The organism is Sphingomonas sp. Root710 (assembly GCF_001429065.1).
Lineage (GTDB): Bacteria > Pseudomonadota > Alphaproteobacteria > Sphingomonadales > Sphingomonadaceae > Rhizorhabdus.
Genome location: NZ_LMIB01000012.1, coordinates 1021546 through 1043997, shown reverse-complemented (window position 1 = coordinate 1043997; position 22452 = coordinate 1021546). Strand labels below are relative to the sequence as shown.

The window sequence follows — 22452 nt, the reverse complement described above, 5'->3', positions numbered from 1 at the left end:
ATGCGCATGGAAGATATGGTTCTGTTCAGTGTCGATGATCATCTCATCGAGCCGCCGGGCATGTTCGAGGGCCGCATCCCCAAGAAATTCGAGCATCTCGAGCCGAAGTTTCATCATGGCGAAAACGGCGACAACGACTACTGGATGGTAGGGGGGCGTCGCACTGTCTATATGGGATCGAACGCCGTCGTCGGCCGCCCGCGAGAGGAATATGGGTTCGAGCCGTCCGCGCTCAGCCAGCTACGGCCGGGCTGTTATGATATCCACGCCCGGATCGGCGACATGAATGTAAACGGTGTCGCTGCGAGCATCAATTTCGGAACGCTTGCGGGGATGGCGGGCGAACCTTTTTTGAGCATTCCTGACAAGGATTTCGCGCTTACGGTGGTTCAGGCCTGGAACGATTGGCATATCGAGGAATGGGCTGGCACTTATCCGGACCGGATCGTCCCGCTCAGTAACCTGCCATTCTGGGATCCGGAGCTGTCCGCCCGGGAAGTAAGGCGGGTCAAGGCAAAAGGCTGCAATGTCATCAGCTTTCCGCCAAACCCTGTGCTGCACGGCCAGCCGAGCTTTCATACCGAGCATTGGGACCCGGTTTGGAAGGCCTGCGTCGAGGAAAATGTAGCGATCTGCATTCATTTTGCCGACAGCAGCTATGCGGTGCCTTCGCCGGACTCTCCGGTCGATGCGATGATTTCCTGCATGCCCATCGGTCTTTATCGCGTTGCGGCGGATCTGACATGGTCTCCGGTATTGCGTAAATTTCCGGATATCCAGTTTGCCCTTTCCGAAGGAGGCGCTGGGTGGATACCTTATCTGAAGGAACGGATGGACACGACCTTCCGGCTCCACAGTCAATGGACGCGCCAGAACTTTGGCGACAAGAAGCCGAGCGAGATTTTCGACCGCAACGTCGCAACCTGTTTCATCGACGATCCGATCGGCATCAAGATCCGGCATGCGGTCGGCATTCAGAACATCACATGGGAATGCGATTATCCGCACGCCGATTGTACCTGGCCGGAATCGGCAGACCGACTCTGGCGCGACCTTCAGGCTGCCGAAGTTCCCGATGACGAGATCGACCTGATCACCCATCGCAATGCGATGCGGATTTTCAACTTCGACCTGTTCAAGTTACGCAAGCGCGAGGAACTCACGGTCGGCGCACTGCGCGATCAGGCGCGGGCTGCAGGGGTCGACACGACACCCATGAAGAGCGGCTCCGGACGGCCGCCATCAGACTCGGAGCAGGGGCCAGTCTCGATGCGCGATGTTGCCAAGCAACTCGGCGCTCGCAACGAAGCGGCCTGATTGAAGGCGCACTTGGTAGTCCAGGTGCGCGTTCGACCCGTTCTTCACACTATTCGGCGGGTGAGGTGATAAAGCGCATCGCCTTACCCGCCAATGCCATAAGCGGGTGGCACGCTGCTGCCGGGTAAAATCTCCTGTAGCTCGACGATATTGCCGTCGGGATCATAGAGATAACAGGATGCACAGCCTGCCCCGAGTTTCTGGGGCGGGGAAATGAAGTCGACGCCCGCGGCCTTCAACCGTTCATGCTCCGCAGAAATATCGGTAACGTCGAAGCAGATATGCCGGATTCCCGCGTCGCACGCAGGACGGCGTTCGCCCGCAACGGGCTCCGGATGCGTATAGCAGAAAACCTCCATATGGAGATTGCCGAGGTTCAGCGCTGCAGCCGACCCGGCGACATCGCGCATCCCGACGATCGTTTCCAGCGCTGGGTTTATCCCCGGCTCTAAAGTGAACGTGGCGCGGAGGGTCATGCCGAGCAGGTCACGGTAAAAGCCGAGAAAACGGTCAAGATCCGTCGTTGCGAGTGAGATATGATGGACACCTCTTATCATGCCGGCCTCACGATCTGGCGCGGTCTGTAGAGGTCTTCCAGAGCGCTTGTTTCATCTTCGTCCAGCGTGATCGAAATGGCTTCCACCGCCTCGGTGAGATGCTGCGGGCGGGTCGCGCCGAGTACGGGAATGGTCGTTCCCGGTCGCGACAACAGCCAGGCAAGCGCCAATTGGCTGGGCGTTGCGTTACGCTCCGACGCCCGTGCCTTGACCCGGTCGATAATCGCGAAATCCGTGTCTGACCCATAGAATTGGGCTGCGATCGCATCGCCAGCGGATCGTGCCGATCCCGCGCTTTCGCGCGTGCGGCCGCCGCTCAGATAGCCTCGAGCCAAGGGTGACCACGGCATGCTAGCAACATTCTGATCGCGCAGAAGAGGCAGTAGCTCGCGCTCGTCCTCGCGATAGAGAAGATTATAATGATGCTGTACCGAAACAAAGCGGGTTAGACGGCGCGCTTCTGCCAGGAATAGCGCTTTGGCGAGGCGCCACGCGGTGATATTGGACGCACCCACATAGCGGACCTTGCCGCTGCGAACGAGCGCATCCATAGCCTCGATGATCTCCTCGATCGGCATCGACCCGTCGTCGCTGTGGATCTGATAGAGGTCGATATAGTCGGTTTTAAGCCGCCGGAGACTCGCATCCACGGCATCCAGAATGTGCTTGCGCGACAGGCCGAACGTGGTGGGCCAGCCCTTGCGCACGTCCTTCGTGCTGCTTGCGCCCACCCTGCCGCCGACCTTGGTGGCGATCACGACTTCCTCCCGGCGGGCCAGCGTAGAGAGGGCTTCGCCGAGAAACTCCTCGCTGCTTCCTTCTGCATAGACATCCGCGACGTCGAAGAAGTTGATGCCAAGGTCCAACGCCTGCCGGATGAAGGGTAAGGCGTCACCCGGTGGTAAGATCCAGGGGTTCCATCCTTTCGATGGATCGCCATAGCTCATCGTGCCGAGGCATAGGCGGGACACCTTGAGGCCGGTGTTGCCTAGGTTCACATAATCCATGAAAACCTCTCCCTTTTGCCGCCCCGTCATCCACATTGCGGTCATTCCAGGTCCAAAAACCGGACCAGTGCGCAGACCGGTCAGGAAGAGGCAGTTCGTAGCGCGTCGTATTCCGCCACACGTTGGCGCAGCAGCGTCGGGGAGCCGAGTGTGATCCGGTCGTGCATCGCCCGCTTCAGCAGCAAGTGCAGAGGATATTCCCACGTATAGCCGATCCCGCCATGCACCTCGACGGCCGCGCGCGCCGTTTTCACCGCCACGTCCGCGGCATGGGCCTTGCAAAGCGCGGCATAGCGCGATGCGTCTGCCGCGCCGGCGTCCCACGCCTGGGCTGCGCGCCAGCACAGGAACTTCGCGGGCTCGATATCCACCGCCATATCGGCAATCTGATGTTTTACACCCTGAAACGCGCCTATCGGCTGGCCGAATTGTTCACGCGTCTTGGCATAGTCCACGGTCAACTCGAACGCTCGCCGCCCGGCTCCTGCAGCATCGGCTGCCGTCAGGATAAGCAGCGCGTCATAGAGCGGACCGGTCAATTCGGGACCGATAAAAATGCCCTTGGAAGGCGCAAAAGAAACTGTGCCCGTTGGCCGTGTCATATCGAGCGGATCAGGCGTGGCGTGGCAGTCCTGCAGTGCCGCATGGTCGACAAATACAAGCCCATCCGCAAGGGGAGCAATGATCAGCCGAGCCGTGTCGGCATCGGGCACATTATGGCGCGTCACGATGTCATCGCCGGAGGTGGAGCGCGACGTTTCCGGCGTCCACATGCCGGGCGCTTCGTTGCATGCGAACGTTACCGATGTCGTCCCGCCCAACAAAGGCTCCAGCCATTGCTTGATCAGCCGATCATCACCCGACGACGCGACGAGCCACGCCGCAACAGCGCCGTTCAGTGCGCTCGTCGGCGCTGCATGCCGCCCGAGACTGTCGGCGAGGCAGGTGAGGGTAAGCAGGCCCATTTGCAGCCCGCCCGTCTCTTCGGGCGCGAGCACCATGCCCACGCCCATGTCCGCGAACGCCGCATCAAGCGTATCACGCAGCGGCCCGATCACGTCTTCACCCCGCGTCATCGCCGCCAGATCAACGCTATCCGACAGCAGGCGATCGATATTTTCTTGAAACTGATAGTGCTCAGGCGACAGATCGAAATGCACCTTGCCCCTCCTTCAGCGGCCGGCATCGCGCGGCAGCCCAAGGCCGCGCTCGGCGATAACGTTACGCTGGATGTTCGACGTGCCGCCCGCGATAGTGAGCGCGAGCGATCCGAATATCTGGTTCAGCCACTCCTCCGGATGACGCTGCCCGGAACCCGAGCCGCTGGGCATCTGCAACGCGCGCTCGGCGATGATGTCGGTTGCGATTGCCGCAATTTCCTTGCCGATGGCCGTGGCGCCCAGCTTGTTCAGTAAGGGCAAAATTCCCGCCGGATTGCCGGAAACGTCTCGCGTCAGTTGGTAATAGCCGGAACAGAGCTGCGCTTCGACATAGCCTTCGACGGCAAGGATACGGTCCCGAATAGCCGGATCCTCAACAGCGGGACGCCCGTTAACTGTGGTCGCCTGCGCCAGGCGAACCAGCGACGCAAAAGTGCGGGCAGTGCGGGCACCTCCGATTGCGTTGCGCTCGTGTTTGAGGGTCGTGCGGGAAACCTGCCATCCCGTCCCACGCTCTCCCACAATCCAGTCTGCTGGTGTCCGCACATTCTCCAGGAACACCTCGCAGAAATCCGATTGCCCACTAATCTGGTGGATGCGGCGGATTTCAACGCCGGGCTGATCTAGCTTAAGCAGCAGATATGATATGCCATCATGCTTGGGCGCATCCGGCTCCGTGCGCACGAGAATGAACATGTGCGTGCATTCATACGCATGAGTCGTCCAGATTTTGTGCGCGTTTATGACCCATTCGCCGTTCACCAGCTCTGCTGTCGAACGGAGCGAAGCCAGATCGCTGCCTGCGTTTGGCTCGGAATAACCTTGCGCCCATCGATATTCGCCGGTCAGCGTCTTGGGAATGAACATTTCGCGCTGCCATTCCGCTCCGGCCTCAAGCAGTGTTGGAGTCAGCATCGTCACGCCGTTGCCCGGAACTTCCATGGGGGCGCGGGCGCGCTCGAAGCAATCGCGGATAATTTGGGCGCGCAGGGGATCGGCAGCCTGCTCTGAGCCCCCATATCTTTTGGGGATGCCTCTATAGAGATACCCCTTTCTGGTCGCTTCGGATCGAAAAGTTCGCGCGAGGGATTTTCTGTCCGTCGCTTGCTCACGCATGGGCAGCTTCCAGGAAATTTCCAAAAACTGTTCCACCTCTGATTTGAACGAGGCGAGTTCGCGTGAGTAAGCAAGCTCCATCGCGCTGGGTATTTCCTTCTTCACAGTGGGCCAGGCCATTTCACGGCATGTCGAATGCGTTAAATGAGTTATATGAATTAATAAAAGCCATCAAGCCGTTTCAACGCGACCCCTACAGAAACGAATTTCAGACGCCCGCTCCATCTGGAAAAAGCAGACTCAATGGCGTAGTTTTAACTTGAGCGGAGTTGCGCATCTGAAATAGGTCGTATGGGGTATGGCGATTCAGGCGGGCTGGCGTGCTTGTGGAGTGTGGCATGGGAAAATCGAGCGAAAGACAGAGTGCGGTTGCGAAAGTCGCCAGGAAGTTGCGCTCTCTTGCCCTAACGATCGAAGAGGGCCAGTTGCTCGGTTCCGAGGACGACATGGTGACGAACTTTGGAGTCAGCCGTCCGACGCTGCGGCAAGCAGCAGCGCTCGTCAGTCAAGAGCAGTTGCTGACCATCCGGCGCGGCGTAGGCGGCGGGTATTTCGCGCGCCGTCCGAACACGCGGGCAGTGACCCACATGACCGCTATCTATTTGCAGACGCGCCACACGACGATGGCGGAAATCATCCAGGCGCTCGAGCCGATCAATATCGAACTGGCGATCTTGGCGAGCGCTAATGATGATCCTGCCGTCGTGGCAAGTTGGACCGATTTTCTGAAACGCGACAAGGTCCGGCGCGCAGACGGCAGCTTTCACGAGTTTCAGAAGTCCCAGGTCGAGTTCATCAAATTATTGTGCGCAGCAAGCCGCAACAATGTTCTCGAACTGTTCGTGCTTACGCTCTATGATTTTTGCGGCGCGGCGCGACCGGAGGACGATCTGTTGGCCCACCATCCCGAGCGTGTGCGCGAATATTGGGCAGGACGTACCGACCTGGTCAAGGCTATAGCGTCTGGTGACAGCGAGATCGCAGCTATCACCTCCCGGCGGTGCGCGCGTCTGGTTTCTGATTGGCTGACCGAAGGAACGGATCACGCGAAAAAGGATGGGCAGGCGGGGCTGCTGAACTTCTCTCCGCTGAGTGTTTAAATCTGCTGTTTCGCAGGGAACGAAGCCCCTATTCTTGAGGGCTCTATATGCTTGCGCCGCCTAGGCGTCGGCGGCGGGTGGCCGGTCAGGACCATCAGCAACATAGAATGCGACAAGCTCCAGATCATTATCCAGACTAAAACAAGATGGCGCTGGGGCCTGTGCTCTCCCATCGGTGCATCGAGCGCATCGTAGGCCTTCAGGTGCGGCACAGCGTTGCACCCTAATTACCCAGGGCAGACTGATCTTATACAGATAGGTCAAATATCGAAACAGGCGAAATTCCTCTCGCACTTTTCCGAGAGGGCCGTTGCATATTTTTTGAACAACTCATAAAGAGTAATCTGAATTAACAATCAAGCGCGGCTAAGGCCTTTGTCTCGGGAGAGCATGCAATGGCGGATTTCAAGGTCGAACTGTTTTTGAAGTTTGAGGCAGAGGTTGCCGAGTCTCCCGCATGGCACCCGGAGCATCAGGCGCTGTATTGGATCGACATGCACAAGCACAGCTTCAACCGGCTGGCGACCGGAACCGGAACGAATACCGAGTGGAAGCTACCCGTCATGCCTGGCAGCTTCGTATTCCGGGAAAACGGAGCCTTGATCTCTTGCCGTGACGGGATTTACGATTTCGATTTCACGAGTGAGCGTTTCGAAAAGCGGATAGACCCTCCGTACGATTCGAGCATCTATCGCTTCAATGACGGCAAATGTGATCGGCAGGGCCGGTTATGGGTCGGGACCCAGCCCCTGGAACTGTCCGATCTCGGCACGCGCAAGGCGGCGCTTTATCGCTACGATGGCAACAGGATCGATCAGGTCATGGAGATCGACATGGCCAACGGCCTTGCCTTTACCGCTGACGGCCGGACCATGTACCGGGCCGAGACAGCGCGTAGGGAGATATTCGTCTACGACTTTGATGGCGAAACCGGCACGCCAAGCAATGCGCGCATATTAGCACAATGGTCGCGCGGCACAGGAGGCGCGCCCGACGGCGCGACGGTGGATACCGAGGGCGGCTACTGGGTCGCTTTGCCGGCGGGCGAGACCGGCGGTGCGATCGGCCGCTTTACCCCTGACGGAACGCTCGACATACGCATCGACGTGCCGGTGCCGGGTCCCTCCATGGTCGCATTCGGCGGTCCAGAGATGTCGACGCTGTACATAACGACCGCGCAGTTCCCGCAGCTTGCGGGACGGCCCGGTTCGGAACTGTCGGGAAGTTTCTTCAAGGTCGAAACCGGCTTTCGCGGCGTGCCCGAACCTGTGTTCCGGGGCTGACCGCCATGGCGCCAGCGGGAACGGGGATGACGGGGCGGGATGCTGCGTCGCCTCATTCGGGGCAGATCGTCCCCGCGCACGAATTACCTGTTCCCTCCACCGTGAGCGCGGAATTGCAGGCGCGGATCGGGCTGACGGCCACCATGTCTTTTCCGGCAGACGTTCCCACCACCAATGACGGTTGGGACAGGCAATATAATCCCGACCCTGCCGCCAATCGGACGCGTATCGACGCGTTGCTCGTCGACAATAATCTTGTAATGGAAAAGAAGGATATTGGCGGCGTCCATTGCTACCACATCATTCCCCGAGAACTGGGCGATCCGGAAAACGGATGTACCATCGTCAATTTCCACGGCGGGGGCTATGTCGGCGGGCGCGGCGAGGCAGGGCTTAACGAAGCGCTGTTCGTCGCGAGCGTAGGGCGGCTCGCCACCGTCGCGGTCGATTATCGGATGCCCCCCGAGCACCCCTTCCCAGCCGCCGTGGATGATGCGGACGCCGTTTGGCTTACACTGTCCTCTCAACTGGGACCGGCGCGGGTCGGATTGTTCGGAACCTCCGCAGGCGGGGGAATCATATTGTGCCTGGTGCAGCGCCTGATCGCACGGAGGGAAGCGGTGCCGGGTGCGATCGTCTGCGGAACGCCCTGGTCGGATCTGTCCGAGACTGGCGACAGCTATTTCGTCAATCGCTATGCCGATATTGTGCGCTATGAAGGCTCGTTGGGTGTAAAAGCGCTCCAATATGCCGGGGGCCGCGACCTCAAGGATCCGCTTCTCTCACCCGTTTATGGCGATTTTCACGGATTTCCGCCAACGCTTTTACTAAGTGGGACGCGCGATCTTTTCCTGTCGAACACGGTCCGTGTGGAGCGAAAGCTGCGCGACGCGGGCGCCTCCTCTCATCTGATCGTCTACGAGGGGCAGAGTCATGGCCGCTATCTGTCGGGTCTGGATGTTCCGGAAACGCGGGTTGCAGCGCAGGACATGGCGTCCTTCTTCCGGCAACATATCCTGCCGAAAAGCTGATACGGGAGAAGAATCAGCTCTATGACTATCGTCGGCAATGGGCGTTTTCGCTACGAGCTTGTTAGCAATTGGGGGCGCTTCCCGGACGATATGGTGTTGGGAGATGTCGCCGCGATCGCGGTCGACGCACGCGACCAGGTCTATCTTTTCACACGGGGCGAGCATCCGATCATCGTCGTCAACAGCGATGGCGAGGTGCAGCGGACCTGGGGGCACGGCCTGTTCCAGAACCCCCATGGCCTGCACCTGGCGCCGGACGGTAACATCTATTGCACCGATGATGGCGACCATACGGTTCGCGTGTTCACGCCCGAGGGCAAGCTGTTGTTGCAACTCGGCGTTCCTGGGCGCCCGGCGCCGATGATGAGCAACCGTCCCTTCAATCGCTGTACGCACACGGCGCTTTCGCCGCAGGGCGAGATCTACGTATCCGATGGCTATAAAAATGCCTGTATTCATAAGTTCACCCCCGACGGACGTCTGTTAAAAACATGGGGAGAATCGGGGCCAGCACCCGGACAATTCTATTTTCCCCATAATCTGGTGTGTGATGCCGATGGATGGGTCTACGTGGCCGATCGGGAAAATCATCGCATCCAGGTGTTCGATGGCGACGGCATACCGGAGGCGCAATGGCACAATCTGCATCGCCCCTGCGCGCTCTGCATGGGCGGCGCTCATAACGACCTGTTCTATGTCGGTCATCTGGGTCCAAACATGGCATTTACAGCCAATTTTCCTAAGCTGGGGCCACGATTGACGATACTGGACGCGGCGGGAACCGAGCAGGGGAGCATCGATTTCGGTCCTCCGGGGGTGGGCGAGGGGCGCATGATTGCTCCCCATGGCATAGCCGTTTCTTCCCAGGGTGATGTCTATATCGGAGAAGTCAGCCATGCGGCATGGCCCGGCCTTTTTCCTGCTCAGGAAAGGCCGCTCGGGCTTCCCACTCTTCATAAGCTGCGGCGTCTCTCCGGCGAACCTTCACCATAATTGGGTTATCTCTATTGAGTTATGGGAATTGGCCCTGTAGACTGGTTGGCATGGAGAGGTCCCCTGGGGGGACGAATCGGAGGCGCAATGGCGCAAGCACAATTTGATCTGGTCATTCGTGGCGGCATGATCGCCGACGGCACCGGCCGGGAGATGTTCGCGGGGGATGTGGCCGTCCGCGACAGATGCATCGTGGCGGTAGGACAGGTGTCCGGTTCCGGTGTTGAGGAACTCGACGCCAGGGACCGTGTCGTCACGCCCGGCTTCGTCGATATCCATACCCATTATGATGGACAGATCACCTGGGAAAACAGGCTGGCCCCCTCATCGGACCATGGCGTGACGACGGCGGTCATGGGCAATTGCGGCGTCGGTTTCGCGCCGTGCAGAGCCGAGGACCGCGAGCGTTTGATTAGCGTGATGGAGGGTGTGGAGGACATTCCCGAAATCGTCATGAGCACCGGCCTGCCCTGGACGTGGGAAACATACCCGCAATATCTGGATTTCATCGGGCAGCGGCCATCGGATGTCGATTTCGCCTCCTATGTGCCCCACTCCGCCGTTCGGGTCTATGTGATGGGCGAGCGCGGAGCGGCGCTGGAGCCGCCGACTGACGCCGATCTGTCCGCGATGACGGATATCGTGGCCGAGGGCATCCGGGCGGGCGCAATCGGGGTGAGCACGTCACGCTCACTGGCCCATAAACGGAGCGACGGGGTGCTGTGCCCCTCCGTTCCGTCGGAGTTGCGCGAGCTGGAAGCGTTGGCGCAGGGTCTTGCCAGAACGGGGAAGGGGATATTTCAGATCATCCCCAACAACATGGCGGACCCGGACGAGGAATTCTCCTGGATCAGGCGGTTGCAGCAGGTATCCGGCCGCCCGGTATCATTCAGCCTGATGGATTGGCCGCATAAGCCCGGCGACAGCGACCGCTTCCTCGCCCTGATGGATGAGCTGGGCAATGATGTGCCAATCAGTGCGCAGGTGGCTCCCCGGCCGATAGGCGGTCTGTACGGCCTTGACCTGTCCTACCACCCTTTCCTCAATACGCCGAGTTTCCAGCCGTTGCGCAATCTGCCGGTCGGGAAAAAGGTAGCCGCCATGCGCGACCCTGATCTGCGCAGGCGGATGGTGGACGAGGCACCGAACCATAGCGGTCCGTTTCTGGCATCCTGCATCGAAAAGCTCGACGTCATCTATGAAATGACCACGCCAGCCGTTTACGATCCGGATCCCCGCCAGAGCATTGCCGCACGTGCGGCGCGCATGGGCTTCAGCCCGCTCGAACTGGTTTACGACCTGATGGTTGCAAGCGGGGGTAAGGCCATTTTTTATTTTCCGGCGGCCAATTATCGCGACGCCCGGTTGGATAGCGTCCGCAAGATGATGACCCATGCGCGCGGTGTGCCGGGGCTGGGCGACGGCGGGGCCCATTACGGTATTGTGTGCGACGCAAGCTTCCCCACCTTCATGCTATCCTACTGGACGAAAGACGCCGCGCCATCGCAGCGCCTGCCCGTTGAATGGGTGGTGTCTCGCCTGTCCGGCCTGACGGCACGCACGGTCGGGATGACTGACCGTGGGCTGATCGCTCCGGGGATGAAAGCGGACATCAACATCATCGATTTTGATGCGCTGGAGCTTTCTTCGCCAGAGACGGTCCACGATCTCCCCGCAGGCGGCCGCCGCCTCCGACAGAAGGTGAAGGGGTTCGACGCCACCATTGTCAGTGGCCAGATCACCTACCGCCACGGCGAAGCAACCGGCGCGCTGCCGGGACGTCTGGTGCGGGCGGCCTGAGGCGCTGGTAGGGCTTTGATTTTCGGAGGAGGGGGCGCCGATGACCCGATGGGCAACCATTTTCGACCTTGCGCGAACCGCCAGGGGGCGGGTTCCGCGCTTCGTCTTCGACTTTCTCGAAGGTGGTGCCGGCGATGACGACGGGGTAGACCGGAACTTCCAGCGGTTGCACGAAATCGAGCTGGTACCGTCCTATCTGACCGGGGTGCATCGCGATACGGTCGATCCGTCGACCACGGTCTTCGGCAAGCATCATGCTTTTCCGTTCGGCATTGCGCCGACGGGTGGTAATGCGTTGATCTGGCCTGGCGGGGATCGCCTGATCGCCCGGGCGGCGGCCGACCTGAATGTTCCGGTAGTAAATAGCACGATGGGCACCGCGACCATCGAGGAAGTTTCCGCTATCGCCGGACAAAGCAGCTGGTTCCAGCTCTATGCGTTCAACGACGAACAGGTGAACGCTGATATCCTTGCCCGGACCGAGGCGGCGGGCGTGGATGTCTTCGTCATGACCGTCGACACGACGTCGGTTCCCAATCGCAACCGCGATACGCGCAACGGCTTCGGCAGTTCGTTCACCTTCAACCTTGCCAAGATCATCCAGATGGGGCTGCGCCCGTCCTGGCTCATGGCGACGATGCGGCAGGGTCCGCCATCGCCGCGCAATCTCCTCCGCTATGGCCAGGCGGACGGGAGACTGCGCAAGCGCGCGCCCGTCGGCAAGTTGATAAAAACCCATGCGGACTGGGAGGATCTCGCCAAGCTGCGGGACCGATGGCGCGGGCGTCTGGTGGTCAAAGGGCTGATGACCGCGCAGGATGCCGTTCGCGCAGCATCGATCGGATGCGATGGCGTATGGATTTCCAATCATGGTGGAAGGGTGTTTGAATCCGCACCGGCCACTATCGATTGCCTGCCTGATGTCGTCGAAGCCCTCGACGGGCGCGCGGCGACGTTCATCGATGGCGGTTTCTATACAGGCGAAGATATCGTCAAGGCGGTCGCAATGGGCGCCGACATGGTGTTTCTTGGACGAGGGCCGCTCTACGGACTGGCTGCCGGTGGAAAAGCGGGCGTCGACCGCGCCATGGAAATCTATCGCACCGATGTTGCGCGCACCATGCTGCAGCTCGGCTGCCGAACCATTGAGGATTTGCGCGGGCGCGACATCGTTGTCATGCCGCGCGCTGCATCTGCATCGTCGCGCCTGTCTCCGGCCCGCGCGATCCTGTGATATTCAGGCGCTGAGGACGCGGCCGAGGATCATGTCGGCCGCCTTTTCCGCAATCATGATCACCGGAGCGTTCGTGTTGCCGCTGACCAGTCGCGGCATGATAGACGCATCCGCCACGCGCAATCCCTCGACGCCACGCACTCGCAGGTCCGGATCGACAACCGCGCCTTCGTCGCTGCCCATACGGCATGTGCAGGTGAGGTGATTGTCGGACACCCCGCGCTCGCGTGCAAAGCGGAGCCACGTCTCATAATCGTCTAGCGGCAGGTCGAACATCGGCCCGTCCGCGATCAGGGGGCGAAGAGGATCCTGTGCCGCCAACGCGCGCGCCCATTGAAGCGACCGGACCGCAATATCCTGATCCAGCGGATCAGAAAGGAAATTGGGAACGATTTCCGGCGGCTGCCGTGGATTGGTGCTGACGATCCGGACATGCCCCCGGCTCTCGGGGCGTAAGCCCCCCGCCGCGATCGTCAATCCAGCAGAGCGTTCCAGCCTGAGCTTTCCCTCCCTGGCATAGCGCTCCACGTCGACGGTGGCCGGCATGACGTGAAAGCGCATGTCCGGACCGGCCAGATCGGGGCGAGATCGCACGAAGATCCCCAACTGTGCCGGCGGCAGGCTCAACAGACCTTTTCCCGCTATCAGATAGCGAAACGCCTCGCCTAGGAAACGCACGCCGTGCGACTGTTCGTTGATGCTCTTCACGCCGTGCTTCAGATTATAGCGGATGGTGGTGATGTAATGGTCTTGCAGGTTTTCGCCGACCTCAGCGCTGTCCCGGATGACCGGTACGCCAAGCCGCTGCAAAAGCGCGCCGGGTCCAATCCCTGAAAGCTGGAGAATTTGCGGCGAATTGACGGCACCCCCGCAAAGGATGACTTCGCGACGCGCGCGCACCACTTGATTGATCCCATCCCGCACGAAGGCGACACCAACGGCCCTGTTGTGCTCCACTACAATCCGGGTAACGAGCGCGCGGATCTCCACCCGCAGATTGGAACGCCGCATTATCGGATGGAGATAGGCGGCTGCGGCCGAACATCGTAGTCGCCCACGCATCGTCTGCTGATAATAGCAGACACCCTCCTGGTCGCCGCCGTTGACATCCCGCTGGGGCACGCCCAAGGCGACCGCAGCCGCGATCGCCGCTTCCGATACCGGGTGTCGAGACCTTATGTCAGCAACGTGGAGCGGCCCGCCCACGGCGTGATGCTCGCTCGGCCCCTGTTCGCGATTTTCTGCGCGCAGGAAATAGGGACGAACCGAATCCCACGACCAGCCACGGCATCCGATCTGGTTCCAGTAATCATAGTCGGCCTGCTGGCCGCGAATATAAACCATGCCGTTGATCGACGATGACCCGCCCAGAGTCTTGCCGCGCGGAATGGTGTATACCCGGCCACCTGTCGAGGGATCCGGGGCCGTGCGGTACAGCCAGTTCACCCTTGGGTCGGTGATCGTGTTCGCAAAACCGGCGGGAACATGGATCATCAGGTTGGACCAGAAGTGTCTCGGTTCCCGCAGGGGCCGGTCGTCGCCTCCGGCCTCCAGCAACAGGACTTGCGCGGCAGGATCAGCGGAGAGGCGATTGGCAAGGACGCACCCGGCAGATCCCGCGCCGACGATGATATAATCGGTTTCCCATGCGTCAGCCACTTGTTCCGTCCCTCCGCTGGGTCTGGATATCCGCCTTGATCGCATCGGCCAGCTTCTCTGCGGCCATGATGGCCTGGATGTGCATGCCGCCCCGTGGAATGGAGGGAAAAATCGATGGGTCGCCGACGTGCAAGCCCACAATCCCTCGAACCCTTCCGTTCTGGTCGGTAACGGCAAGGGGATCGTCCGGCCTGCCCATGCGGCATGTCCCGCAGACATGATGGGATAGGGAGGTGCGGTGGCGCACATAGTCCGCCAGCGCCTGATCGTCGTTTCGAAGCGCTTCAAGGTCGAGAAGGGCATCGCCCAGCAACGCGCGCCGCAGCGGTCCGATGTCCAGAACGGATGCGATGAAAGCTGTACGAAATACATTCCATGCCGTGCGACGGCCAAATTTTGCTACGATCCTGGGATCCGGAAGAAAGGCTTCATTGCGAACATGTTTCACATCCGGGTCGGTTAGCAGATCGAGAATCAGCTTGAGACCCGAGACCATCCGATCGAAGTCGCGCGGGTCGTGGAGCGTATTGAAGCGGATGTCGGGCAGGGCGGCAGGATCCGGCGAAGCCAGTGAGACCGATCCGATCGAATAGGCCTTGTGGACCGAGAGAACGACCGAGCCTATGCGTCGGCCCAAGGGATGCCACGCCGTGCGATTGAACACGACCAATCCCATGTCATGCGCCGCGCATCCCGCCATGTTCGAGGAGTAACGCAGGCAATTCTGCGCGATTGCCCGCTGCAAAAGCGGCTGCATGCTCCTCAGCGGCAGGTAGGACGTGACGTTGATCGAGGGATGGTTCTGGAGATTGCGGCCCACCCCGGGAAGATCTGCCACGACCGGTACGCCTGCGCTTTGAAGGTGTGCGCCCGGACCCACCCCCGACCGCAGCAGCAAGGCGGGGGACAAGACGCCCCCGCACGCTACGATAACGGTGGAGGCTCGCAGGATTTTCGGTCCATCGGCAGGGCACAGTTCAACGCCTGTCACACGTTTGCCTTCCATGTGGATGCGCTGAACCACCGTATCGGCAAGAATCTTAAGGTTTCCGCGCCTGCGAACCGCTTCGGTGAGATAGGCGGTCGCCGGGGTTATGCGGCGGTCGGGGAGACTACTGATCGGCAGGCTGGCAAATCCATCAGCGAAATCCGCGTTATAGTCATCAATCTGCCGGAAGCCTTGACGAGCCATGGCCTGCGCGACCGTGCGCGAAAAGGGCGCCCATGCTTCCGGCGGCACACGGCGCATCGGCATGGGTCCGTTCGTGCCATTGAACGGGCCGGAAAAGTCGAGGTCGGTTTCCAGCTTTCGGAAATAGGGCAGGACGTTCTCCCATCCCCAGCCATCCGCCCCGCTATCTGCCCATTCGTCATAGTCGCCGGGCTGACCGCGCCACACGTTCATTCCGTTGATATTGGCGCTGCCGCCGACACCGCGTCCTTGCAGAAATGGCCGGGACGTGCGCTGCGCCCCGCTCAAGGAAGCGACGCCCGTTTCGGCGGTCAGGCCGCGCCAGGAAAAGCGCGGATTGTAGACCGAAGTCGGAAAGGGATCGCGGATTTCCCGGTGCTCCCGTCCGGGCGGCTCGTCCGGCCCCGCTTCGATCAGCAGCACATTCGTCCGCGCGTCTTCCGAAAGGCGACCAGCCAGAACGCTACCGGCGGCTCCAGCGCCGATGATTATGACGTCGTATCGAGGTTCAGTCATGGCATCCCCTGCAGACGTCCCTTAGCGTCCGCTTATTGGCTCAATTCAGATTACTCTTTTAACGAATGGCAAGTCAAATTCACTGTGGTTCAATCCGTTTGCGGATAGAGCGGGGCATCCGGCCACCATCGGGATCTGCGCCATGCCACGGGAGAGGAGGCTATATCGCCGCCGACCAGCCGCCATCGACCACTAGAACCGCCCCGGTGATGAATGAAGCCGCAGGTGAGGCGAGAAATACGGCCGGACCGCGGATTTCCCACGGATGGCCATACCGTCCCAGCGGCGACCGCTGCTTCACGCGTTCCATAACCTCCGGCTGGGCGAGATGGTCCTTGTTGGCTTCCGTCGTAAAGCCGCCCGGGGCTAGCGCGTTGCAGGTAATCTTGCGAGGGGCGAATTCGCAGGCCAGTGAGCGGGTGAGCGCGATCATTCCCCCTTTGGCGGTGATGTAGGCGGCGTCACCACGCCGACCCCGCGATCCCTGGATTGAACTGATCATCAGGATTCGGCCTCCGTCCGGCATATGGCGGACGACCTCGCGGCTGGCGGCGTAGGCCGACACCAGGTCGACTTCCAGCATGTGGCGAAATGCGGCGGGCGTTATCTCCTCGATCGGGGCACGCAGGCGATTGCCGACATTGTTGACAAGTATGTCGATGCCGCCGCGTTGCCTGGCGATCCGCTCAAAGGCCGCGATCATAGCTGCTTCGTCCTCGATGGCGAAGACCGCGCCGGACACCGATAACCCCTCATCCCGAAGCAGGCTGACTGCTTGCTCAACCGTTACCTTGGTTCGGCCGGTGATCACAGCATGCGCGCCCGCCGCCGCCATCGCTCGCGCCATCTCTAGACCCAATCCCCGGCCGGCACCGGTAATGACGGCCGTCTTGTCGGCAAGGGAAAACAGCGCATCGGGGGCGGGCGGACTGTCTTCGATCATCTGGAATACCATGTCTGCCCATCTTTCGGCACCGGTCGGTTGTTGACCGCTTATCAAGTGCACCGCGAGGGTGGAGTCAATAGAATTATCTCAATATGCTCCTGAGCGAGCTGTGTAGAGTTGACTCTATAGATGGAGGTGGGCAGCTTTGCGCTGATCGGTGTCAGGCCCGAAATTATGCCGGAGAGTCCTAATGACAGGAGAAAATGAAATTGCGACGGATGCCTTGAGCACCCATCGCCATGAAGATCCGGCACCATCAGCTCCAGAGTTTGCGGTCTTTCGCTGGCGTGACGGCGTGGACCTCAGCGAATGTGACGCCATGACCGCAAAATTCTGCAACGACGAGCAGCGCAGCCATGTGGGTCTGCTGGCGAAGGCGGGTTCGCGGACGGGCGGCCCCAGTCGCCTCCTGTTCTCGATGCCTGGCTTCAGCCTCGCGCATATCTGGTTCAAGAGCGGTTTTCCGCTTCCGCTCCATGCCCACGATGCCGATTGCCTATATTATGTGATCGGCGGATCGCTGCGTATGGGTACACAAGATCTGGCCGCAGGGGACGGCTTCTTTGTGCCGTCCAATGTCCCCTATACCTATGTCGCAGGGGAAGGCGGCGTGGAACTGCTCGAGTTCCGCACGTCGAACAGCTTCGATGTCACGTTCCCCACCATCAAGCGCGATTACTGGGAAAAGCTGGCGAAGACCATGATGGCAAAACAGGCCGACTGGGAAGGCGAGGAGCGCCCCGCCCGGCAATTTCCGGACTTTGGCTAAAATGTGCCGTAACTGATGTGAACCGGGTCCGCGCGCTCCCATAATCATGACTGCAGGAGACGCCGATGCTGAGCCACAAGACTATTGAAACCACAAAGTATGAGATAAGGGGGCGTGATTCCGCGTGGAAACGCACTTTGGTTGTCATGACGAACCTGGCTCTCGATCCGGCCGACAAAGACTATGACGCGTTGGCTGAGGCCGAATTACTTGATGCCATCACCGCCTACTGGAAGGCAAATCCGACCCTGCTGGACGCGGTAAACGTTCGTTCGATCCGTGAGGGATAGCTACATACGGCTTACGGTAACGGATGCGATTCGGTTTATATTGGTGCGGAAATCAGATCGCTCCGAGGTGCATTTGCCCTGTACTGGGGTTGCTATGCGGCGGCACGGACCGCCCCACGCAATAATCCGCCCGGCAAAGCTTCGGTCGCCACGCCGTTGCGATAGGTTACCGCGCCGCGCTTGATCGTTACGCGATAGCCTTGCGCTTCTTGTATCAGCCGTCGCCCTCCTCCGGGCAGATCACGGCGGACTTTCGGCGTTCCCAAACGCAATGCCGCCATGTCGATCACGTTGACGTCCGCCAGCATACCGGGAGCCAGTCGCCCGCGATCGCTCAGGCCGATCGCAGCTGCAGGCTCTGACGTCAGCATCTGGATAGCCCGTCCGACAGACAGGCGATGGTCCACCTGCGCGTCGCGAACCCAGTCGGTCAGCAGTGTGGTCGGAAAGCTCGCGTCGCAGATCAGTCCATAATGCGCACCGCCGTCGCCCAGACCGAGCACGGTGTTCGTATCGCGCATCATGGACGCAATAGCGTTGCGCGAGTTGCCGGCAAAATTGGCGATCGGCAGATACAGCACGGCGTGGCCATCCTGTGTCAGTAGCAGATCGTAGAGGAAATCGGCCAAGGGAACACCTGCACGATCCGCGCGCGCTCCGGCGGCGTCACGCGGGTCGGGGAAATAGCGGGGTGGATCGCCCAGGGCGTAAAGCTCGGCCCACCGCTCCAGCACGAGGTTCATCAGCGGCAGATTTTCGGGAATATCTGGTTCGGCCAGCAGGCGCGCACGGAATTCGGGATTGCGCATGATCCGCACCTTTTCGGCCAGCGGCAAGTCGTGGATCTTCTGATAGCTAGCGCGCCGGGAAAAGGGATTGAAGGACAGATCCAGCCCCAGCAGCACGCCGACAGGGCGGGGGAATATCTGGCCACGGATGTCGAGCCCTTCGCGACGCGCCTCGGCCATCATTACCAGTGTCGATTTCCAGCGATCGGCCGCTGAAGCCGACTGGGTGAAGGTGAAGGACAAGGGCCGACCGGATGTCCGGGCGATGGCGCGCATCACGGCGAACTCCTGCTCGGCCGGAGCGGTGAATTCCGTGATCAGCTGGAACACGCCGCCTCCCGCATCGCGCAGGCCCGCCGCCAGCGCGAGCAGCTCCGCATCGGCGGAACCGACGCTGGGCGCACGGCTTCCGTCGCGTGCGCAGTGGACATGCGCGCGCGATGTGGAGACGCCCATTGCCCCCGCGCGGACGGCCCCTGCGACCAGCGCCCGCATCTGGGCGCGATCGGCTTGTGTCGAAGGCTCACGATCGACGCCGCGCTTGCCCATGGTGTAGATGCGCAGCGGCGAATGCGGCACCTGCACCCCCAGGTCGATATCCAGGCTCCGCTGTTCGATGGCATTCATATAGTCGGCGAAGCTCTCCCAGTTCCACGGCAGACCTTCTGCCATTACGGCCTCGGGAATGTCCTCCACGCCCTCCATGAACTTTATGAGTGTCTCATGATCCTCCGGCCTGCAGGGCGCAAAACCGATCCCGCAATTGCCTGCGACGGCCGTGGTCACGCCATGCTGGCTTGAGGGAGTAAGGCGGTTTTCCCACAGCGCCTGTCCGTCGAAATGGGTGTGGAGATCGACAAAGCCGGGCGTGACCAGACAGCCGGCGGCGTCGATCTCTTCCGTGCCGGTCCCGCTCACCCGGCCGATCTGCGCGATTTTTCCGTCTTTCAGCGCGACATCGCCGGTCCGGGGTTCCGCTCCGCTGCCATCCGTCACCTCTCCGCCACGAATGACAAGATCATACTCCGTCATCGTTCCGTCCTCTCGCTTTGGATATAGAGGTAACTGAATAAAAAGGGCGAGTCGATCCATTTGCGACGGAGGCATGCGTCGTCCGGCGCTTATGCCTTTCTGCGGTCTTCCAAGATCATATCCGCGGCCTTCTCTCCGATCATGATCGTAGGCGCGTTTGTGTTGCCCGACACGATGCTCGGCATCACCGATGCGTCAACGACACGCAGTCCCGCGACAGAACGGACACGCAGCCGCGAATCGACCACCGCGCCCTCATCCTCACCCATCCGGCATGTCCCTACGGGATGATAGGTGGTCGACGCGGTCCGGCGGACATAGTTGCGCAGACCAGCCTCGTCGTCGAGGTCAGGGCCGGGGAGCAGTTCGGCTTCGATAACCTGGCGGATCGAGGGTTGTCCCATGATCTTGCGGACGATGCCCAGTCCTGCGACGGCCAGCGCGACGTCCTCGTCATCGGTCATATAGTTGAAACGGAAATCGGGAGCCACGCCGGGGTCGGCGCTGGCGATATGCGAGGAGCCACGGCTGCGCGGACGGCAGAGGCAGATCGAGGCACCAAGGCCGGGCAGCTTTTCCGGCTCGAACGTCCGGCTGTCAGGATCGGTCGTGAACGGCCGGGCAAAGACCTGCAAATCCGCCGAAACCGCAGACGGCCTTGCCTTCACATAGCCCGACACCAATCCGGGAGTCGCCGTCAACACCCCACGCCCCAGAAGGAAATAGCGGCAAATCTCGCGCACTAGCCGTAGTCCGCGCAAGTCGGCATTGGCGGACGCTTCGCCCTTCACGCGATAGGCGAGCGAAACGAAGGGATGATCGTGCAGGTTTTCGCCGACACCCGGGAGATGGGTAACCACATCGATACCCAGGTCGCGCAGACGTCCCGCATCGCCAATTCCGGACAGCTCAAGGATCTGGGGCGAATGGAATGCGCCCGCGCTGAGAATGACCTCCCTCGCGCGCGCCTCATGCACCTGATCGCCGCATCGGTACCGGATCCCAACTGCTCTCCTCCCCTCGAAAATCAGCCGTTCGACGAGCGCATTGGAAACAATATGCAGATTGTCGCGACCGCGCACCGGATCGAGAAAGGCATTTGCGCTGCTGCACCGTCGGCGCCCACGCATAGTTGCGAGGGCGGGGGCCAGTCCGATCGGATCGGGGCGGGTATAGTCGTCAATCGGACCCCACCCCGCCTCAACGGACGCCGCGATCAGGCGATCCATCAACGGCGAACGGTAGCGGGGAGTTTGCACGTCGAGTTCCCCGCCCGATCCGTGAATTGCGGTGTCTCCGCCCGGAAAATTTTCTGATTTGCGGAAATAGGGCAGAACTTGGTCCCAGGCCCAGCCCTTGTATCCGCGCTGCGCCCATCCGTCATAATCGGCGGCATGGCCACGCGCGTAGAGCATGCCGTTGATTGAACTGGACCCGCCGATCACTTTCCCCTTGAACTGGACGACGTCTCGCCCCTCAAGGCCGGGCTCGGGGGCGGAACGGAGGCGCCAGTCGAACTCTGGGCGGCCCAGGAGCTTGGCAAAGCCAAGGGGTATCCGCATATTCCGGTTATTATTTTCGCCCCCCGCTTCGATCAGCAGCACGCGTGCGCCGTGCGCGCTCAGGCGATTCGCCAGCACGCATCCCGCCGATCCCGCGCCGACAATGATCCAATCCACTGCGTTCATTATGTCCTCTCTTAATGCACCGTGAAATTGATAGACGGTCCGGCTTTGGGCAATAGAATTATATCAATAGGGGTGGCGGCGAGGTTCGTCGATCGCGGACAAGCCTCTCCTGGGCAAGGCGAGCGGCATTTTATCTCCGGTATAGTGATCCGGAGATAATATTTGCGACCGCAGCCCATCCCATCGCCGTGGTCACGGGCGGAGGCAGCATTGGCCGGGCGGTTGCGCTCGCGTTGCGCAGGAAGGCTATGAGGTCGCCGCGCTCGGTGGGCGGCTCGCTCCGGCGAAAGAAACTGTGGTGACGGGGTCAGCTTCCATTGGTCACAGGGATTTGTGCTCCGTTGATAGCGCGGGCCTCGTCCGACACCAGAAACCGTATGACCCGAGCAATATCGTCGGGCTTGGTCCATGCGCTGAAGTCCGCATCCGGCATATCGGTTCGGTTGCGAGGCGTGTCTATGATCATTGGCAGCACGGCATTCACGCGGATGCCACGTGGTTTCAGTTCGTCGGCGAGGCTTTCCGTCAACCGGGCGACGGCGGCTTTTGATGCCGCATAGGCGCCCATTCCCATGGCGGCATTTCCCGCTGCCATCGCTCCAATATTGATGATCGCAGCGCCCCTATCCATGTGAGGGAGCGCCAGTGTGGACACGTTGAGCGCTGTCTTGAGATTAGTGTCAAACATCGTCTGCCAGGTTGCGACAGCACCGGCTTGGATCGTTTCCCAGACAAACCCGCCTGCGATGTTGACTAGCGCATCGAGGCCTGTCAGCCACTCCACAGCTTGGCTCAGTACGGGTCCGACATCGTCCGCATCCGCCAGGTTCTTGCAGGAGAAACGACCCGCATCGCGGTCGGTTTCCCAGCACATGTCGATCCGGGCAACGCTGCTTCCGCTCTGCGCGAAGAGGTCGACGACCGCTGCGCCCAGCACCCCTCCTGCTCCGGTCACGATAACTTTCATGCTTTCT

19 protein-coding genes are annotated in these 22452 nt (G+C 60.8%); 9 read left to right on the top strand and 10 right to left on the bottom strand.

Features of this window, described 5'->3' with window-relative positions; all coding sequences use genetic code 11:
- Entirely contained in the window at nt 1–1317 is a 1317-nt protein-coding gene (locus tag ASE00_RS14810) for an amidohydrolase family protein (protein WP_056381499.1), read from the top strand.
- 83 nt (nt 1318–1400) lie between these two features.
- Here ASE00_RS14810 and ASE00_RS14805 read toward each other — a convergent pair whose 3' ends face one another.
- The 4 genes from ASE00_RS14805 to ASE00_RS14790 form a co-directional block, all read right to left on the bottom strand.
- Entirely contained in the window at nt 1401–1874 is a 474-nt protein-coding gene (locus ASE00_RS14805; protein WP_082594718.1) for a VOC family protein, read from the bottom strand.
- Complete coding sequence (locus ASE00_RS14800; protein WP_056381496.1) at nt 1871–2881, bottom strand: aldo/keto reductase; 1011 nt, start codon at nt 2879–2881, stop codon at nt 1871–1873. Before ASE00_RS14800 ends, ASE00_RS14805 begins: the two co-directional genes overlap by 4 nt.
- 80 nt (nt 2882–2961) lie before the next feature.
- Complete coding sequence (locus ASE00_RS14795) at nt 2962–4041, bottom strand: acyl-CoA dehydrogenase family protein (RefSeq protein ID WP_056381493.1); 1080 nt, start codon at nt 4039–4041, stop codon at nt 2962–2964.
- Between the two features lie 12 nt (nt 4042–4053).
- On the bottom strand, nt 4054–5277 hold the full coding sequence (locus ASE00_RS14790) for an acyl-CoA dehydrogenase family protein (protein WP_156405435.1): 1224 nt from the start codon (nt 5275–5277) through the stop codon (nt 4054–4056).
- Nucleotides 5278–5495: 218 nt separating this feature from the next.
- Between ASE00_RS14790 and ASE00_RS14785 the strand changes: the two genes are divergently transcribed.
- The 6 genes from ASE00_RS14785 to ASE00_RS14760 all read left to right on the top strand — a co-directional run bounded on the left by ASE00_RS14785 (nt 5496) and on the right by ASE00_RS14760 (nt 12598).
- Entirely contained in the window at nt 5496–6257 is a 762-nt protein-coding gene (locus tag ASE00_RS14785) for a FadR/GntR family transcriptional regulator (protein ID WP_082594717.1), read from the top strand.
- 395 nt (nt 6258–6652) lie between these two features.
- Complete coding sequence (locus ASE00_RS14780; protein WP_056381490.1) at nt 6653–7540, top strand: SMP-30/gluconolactonase/LRE family protein; 888 nt, start codon at nt 6653–6655, stop codon at nt 7538–7540.
- A gap of 101 nt (nt 7541–7641) precedes the next feature.
- Complete coding sequence (locus ASE00_RS14775) at nt 7642–8571, top strand: alpha/beta hydrolase fold domain-containing protein (RefSeq protein ID WP_056381488.1); 930 nt, start codon at nt 7642–7644, stop codon at nt 8569–8571.
- Between the two features lie 21 nt (nt 8572–8592).
- Complete coding sequence (locus ASE00_RS14770; RefSeq protein WP_056381485.1) at nt 8593–9564, top strand: peptidyl-alpha-hydroxyglycine alpha-amidating lyase family protein; 972 nt, start codon at nt 8593–8595, stop codon at nt 9562–9564.
- Between the two features lie 87 nt (nt 9565–9651).
- Nucleotides 9652–11364, top strand: coding sequence for an N-acyl-D-amino-acid deacylase family protein (locus ASE00_RS14765; RefSeq protein ID WP_056381483.1), 1713 nt, complete (start codon nt 9652–9654; stop codon nt 11362–11364).
- A 40-nt stretch (nt 11365–11404) separates the two neighbouring features.
- Complete coding sequence (locus ASE00_RS14760) at nt 11405–12598, top strand: alpha-hydroxy acid oxidase (protein ID WP_056381482.1); 1194 nt, start codon at nt 11405–11407, stop codon at nt 12596–12598.
- A gap of 3 nt (nt 12599–12601) precedes the next feature.
- Here the strand turns inward: ASE00_RS14760 and ASE00_RS14755 are convergent, their stop codons facing one another.
- From ASE00_RS14755 to ASE00_RS14745, 3 genes are all read right to left on the bottom strand, one after another.
- On the bottom strand, nt 12602–14302 hold the full coding sequence (locus ASE00_RS14755; protein ID WP_056381480.1) for a GMC family oxidoreductase: 1701 nt from the start codon (nt 14300–14302) through the stop codon (nt 12602–12604).
- On the bottom strand, nt 14250–15965 hold the full coding sequence (locus ASE00_RS14750; protein ID WP_082594715.1) for a GMC family oxidoreductase: 1716 nt from the start codon (nt 15963–15965) through the stop codon (nt 14250–14252). Before ASE00_RS14750 ends, ASE00_RS14755 begins: the two co-directional genes overlap by 53 nt.
- 160 nt (nt 15966–16125) lie before the next feature.
- Nucleotides 16126–16908, bottom strand: a complete 783-nt coding sequence (locus ASE00_RS14745; protein ID WP_056381745.1) for an SDR family oxidoreductase — start codon at nt 16906–16908, stop codon at nt 16126–16128.
- Nucleotides 16909–17101: 193 nt separating this feature from the next.
- On the opposite strand from ASE00_RS14745, the gene ASE00_RS14740 reads away from it, so the two are divergent.
- Both ASE00_RS14740 and ASE00_RS14735 read left to right on the top strand, forming a co-directional pair.
- Nucleotides 17102–17680, top strand: coding sequence for a cupin domain-containing protein (locus ASE00_RS14740; RefSeq protein ID WP_235538685.1), 579 nt, complete (start codon nt 17102–17104; stop codon nt 17678–17680).
- A gap of 65 nt (nt 17681–17745) precedes the next feature.
- Complete coding sequence (locus tag ASE00_RS14735) at nt 17746–17970, top strand: hypothetical protein (RefSeq protein WP_056381475.1); 225 nt, start codon at nt 17746–17748, stop codon at nt 17968–17970.
- Nucleotides 17971–18062: 92 nt separating this feature from the next.
- On the opposite strand, the gene ASE00_RS14730 is transcribed toward ASE00_RS14735, so the two are convergent.
- From ASE00_RS14730 to ASE00_RS14720, 3 genes are all read right to left on the bottom strand, one after another.
- Nucleotides 18063–19790, bottom strand: coding sequence for an N-acyl-D-amino-acid deacylase family protein (locus ASE00_RS14730; protein WP_056381472.1), 1728 nt, complete (start codon nt 19788–19790; stop codon nt 18063–18065).
- An 89-nt stretch (nt 19791–19879) separates the two neighbouring features.
- Entirely contained in the window at nt 19880–21478 is a 1599-nt protein-coding gene (locus tag ASE00_RS14725; protein WP_056381471.1) for a GMC family oxidoreductase, read from the bottom strand.
- A 307-nt stretch (nt 21479–21785) separates the two neighbouring features.
- A complete protein-coding gene (locus ASE00_RS14720) occupies nt 21786–22445 on the bottom strand; it encodes an SDR family oxidoreductase (protein ID WP_056381469.1) in 660 nt (219 codons plus the stop codon).
- Nucleotides 22446–22452: the final 7 nt, after the last annotated feature.

Bases quoted from the DNA above. Each gene is read 5' to 3' on its own strand.
- ASE00_RS14765 (WP_056381483.1), top strand. From the start codon at position 9,652: ATGGCGCAAGCACAATTTGATCTGGTCATTCGTGGCGGCATGATCGCC.
- ASE00_RS14780 (WP_056381490.1), top strand. From the start codon at position 6,653: ATGGCGGATTTCAAGGTCGAACTGTTTTTGAAGTTTGAGGCAGAGGTT.
- ASE00_RS14810 (WP_056381499.1), top strand. From the start codon at position 1: ATGCGCATGGAAGATATGGTTCTGTTCAGTGTCGATGATCATCTCATC.
- ASE00_RS14735 (WP_056381475.1), top strand. From the start codon at position 17,746: ATGCTGAGCCACAAGACTATTGAAACCACAAAGTATGAGATAAGGGGG.
- ASE00_RS14755 (WP_056381480.1), bottom strand. From the start codon at position 14,302: ATGCGATCAAGGCGGATATCCAGACCCAGCGGAGGGACGGAACAAGTG.
- ASE00_RS14725 (WP_056381471.1), bottom strand. From the start codon at position 21,478: ATGAACGCAGTGGATTGGATCATTGTCGGCGCGGGATCGGCGGGATGC.
- ASE00_RS14740 (WP_235538685.1), top strand. From the start codon at position 17,102: ATGACAGGAGAAAATGAAATTGCGACGGATGCCTTGAGCACCCATCGC.
- ASE00_RS14720 (WP_056381469.1), bottom strand. From the start codon at position 22,445: ATGAAAGTTATCGTGACCGGAGCAGGAGGGGTGCTGGGCGCAGCGGTC.
- ASE00_RS14785 (WP_082594717.1), top strand. From the start codon at position 5,496: ATGGGAAAATCGAGCGAAAGACAGAGTGCGGTTGCGAAAGTCGCCAGG.
- ASE00_RS14745 (WP_056381745.1), bottom strand. From the start codon at position 16,908: ATGATCGAAGACAGTCCGCCCGCCCCCGATGCGCTGTTTTCCCTTGCC.
- ASE00_RS14730 (WP_056381472.1), bottom strand. From the start codon at position 19,790: ATGACGGAGTATGATCTTGTCATTCGTGGCGGAGAGGTGACGGATGGC.
- ASE00_RS14800 (WP_056381496.1), bottom strand. From the start codon at position 2,881: ATGGATTATGTGAACCTAGGCAACACCGGCCTCAAGGTGTCCCGCCTA.
- ASE00_RS14790 (WP_156405435.1), bottom strand. From the start codon at position 5,277: ATGGCCTGGCCCACTGTGAAGAAGGAAATACCCAGCGCGATGGAGCTT.
- ASE00_RS14805 (WP_082594718.1), bottom strand. From the start codon at position 1,874: ATGATAAGAGGTGTCCATCATATCTCACTCGCAACGACGGATCTTGAC.
- ASE00_RS14750 (WP_082594715.1), bottom strand. From the start codon at position 15,965: ATGACTGAACCTCGATACGACGTCATAATCATCGGCGCTGGAGCCGCC.
- ASE00_RS14760 (WP_056381482.1), top strand. From the start codon at position 11,405: ATGACCCGATGGGCAACCATTTTCGACCTTGCGCGAACCGCCAGGGGG.
- ASE00_RS14770 (WP_056381485.1), top strand. From the start codon at position 8,593: ATGACTATCGTCGGCAATGGGCGTTTTCGCTACGAGCTTGTTAGCAAT.